We start from the raw sequence: 2070 nt of genomic DNA on the forward strand, positions 1-2070 counted from the left end.
CCGGGGAACGGGGGCGGCTGGTGACCGCCCTCGTCTCCGGTGCCCCGGTCACGGCTCTGGCCGTGCGGCTGCTCCTGCCCTGGCGGGCCGCCGGCCTACCAGCCGCCGTAGGGCACGGTGATCAGTTCCATCGCGTGGCCGGCGGGGTCGAGGAAGTACACCCCGCGACCGCCGTCGTTGCGGTTGATCTCGCCGGGGCGCGTCTGCCGCGGGTCGGCCCAGTGCTCGATGCCGCGGGCCCTGATCCGGGCGTAGGCCGCGTCGAACTCCTCCTCGGAGACGAGGAAGGCGTAGTGCTGGGTGGCGATGTCGCTCTCGGGGACGGTGGCGAAGTCGAGGGTGACGCCGTTGTCGAGGGCGACCGCGACGAACGGCCCCCATTCGGCGGTGACGGCGAGGTCCAGAAGCTCCGCGAAGAAGCGGGCGGACTCCCGGTTGTCCCGGGCGTGGACGATGGTGTGGTTGAACCGGACGGACAAGGTATGCCTCCAACGGGCATATCCCGGCACCTCCATGCCCCACCCGGTCGGTGGCCGGCACGCGATGCGGCCACCGACTCTAGGGCAGATGCGGGCCCTGGGGGAAGGTCAGATCTGGACCCCCGGGACCCGGTCCTCGACGACCACCGTGGCGCGGGTGGTGACCGGGGCGCCCGGCCGCTGGACGTAGGGCAGGACGCGGAAGTCGGTGGTCCAGCGCCGGTGGTCGACGCGGACACGGGCGTAGCCGCGCTGGGAGTTGAAGAACTTCATGTGCGGGTTGGCCGCGAGGAACGTCTCGCCGTCGGCGGTCATGTCCGCGCCGTCGCCGCCGCTGGTGATCGACGTGCCGACGAACTCCGCGCCCACGGTGGGCGATCCGGGGTCCTGGTAGTCGCGCTTGAGGTCCCAGGCGTAGTTCTGGTGGCGGTCCCCGGTGACGACGACGAGGTTGCGCACGCCGCGCCGGTCGGCCTCGGCGAGGAGGCGGTTGCGGTCGGCGACGTAGCCGTCCCACGGGTCGAGCCAGACCCGTTCGGCCGGACCGGGGTCCTTGTCGGTCTGCCCCATCGGGGCCTGGTTGCCGAGGATCTGCCACTGCGCGGGGGAGCGGGAGAAGTTCCTCAGCACCCAGTCGCGCTGCCGGGCGCCGAGGATGGTGCGGTCCGGGTCGAACCGCGCGGTGCTGGTGGCCGATTCGCCGTCGCCGTCGGGCTGGTCGTCGCGGTACTGGCGGGTGTCCAGCATGGTGAGGTCGGCGAGGCGGCCGTAGGAGAGGCGGCGGTAGGCCTGGAGGTGCGGCCCCTGCGGCATCTGCGTGTGGCGCAGCGGCTGGTGCTCGTAGAGCGCCTGGAACGCGGCGGCGCGGCGTGCCCGGAAGACGGCGGGGTCCTGGTCGGGTTCGGTGTCGGCCTGGGAGAGGTCGCCCGCCCAGTTGTTCTCCACCTCGTGGTCGTCGAAGGTGACGACCCACGGGAAGCGGGCGTGGGCCTTCTTCAGCGGCTCCTCGGACTTGTAGAGGCCGTACTGGAGGCGGTAGCGGGCCAGGTCGAAGGTCTCGGTGTGGAACCGGGGGTCGGTGGTGACGCCGCGCCGGTTGGTGCGCACGCCCGACTCGTACAGGTAGTCGCCGAGGTGCACGACGAGGTCGAGGTCCTCCTCGGCGAGGTGGTCGTACGCCGTGTAGTAGCCGTCCTGCCAGGCCTGGCAGGAGGCGAAGGCGAACCTCAGGTCGGCGGGCTTCACGTGGGCCCGCGGGGTGGTGCGGGTGCGGCCGACGGGGGAGATGTGGCCGGCGACGCGGAACCGGTAGTAGTACACGCGGTCGGGAAGCAGGCCGCCGACCTCCGGGTGGACGGAGTGGGCGAGTTCGGGGGTGGCGACGACGCTGCCGCGGCGGACGACCCGGCCGAAGCGGCGGTCGGCCGCCACCTCGTACTGCACGCGGACCGGTACCCGCGGCATGCCGCCCAGGCCGTCGGCGGCGTGCGGGTCGGGGGCCAGCCGGGTCCACAGGACGACGCCGTCCTCCAGCGGGTCGCCGGAGGCGACGCCCAGGGTGAACGGGTCGTCGGCGATGGCGGGGGCGGCC

The 2070-nt window shown here is 72.9% G+C and carries 2 protein-coding genes; both read right to left on the bottom strand.

The features are described 5' to 3' along the window. Positions 1–95: 95 nt before the first annotated feature. Positions 96–479, bottom strand: coding sequence for a VOC family protein (locus HW445_RS28415; protein ID WP_180223718.1), 384 nt, complete (start codon positions 477–479; stop codon positions 96–98). Between the two features lie 108 nt (positions 480–587). Beyond that, positions 588–2070, bottom strand: a 1483-nt coding sequence (locus HW445_RS28420; RefSeq protein ID WP_180223719.1) for an alkaline phosphatase, incomplete at its 5' end; no start/stop codon positions are given.

Origin of the sequence: Streptomyces sp. UH6 (assembly GCF_013421635.1) — a bacterium.
GTDB classification, from domain to species: Bacteria; Actinomycetota; Actinomycetes; order Streptomycetales; family Streptomycetaceae; genus Streptomyces; species Streptomyces abyssomicinicus.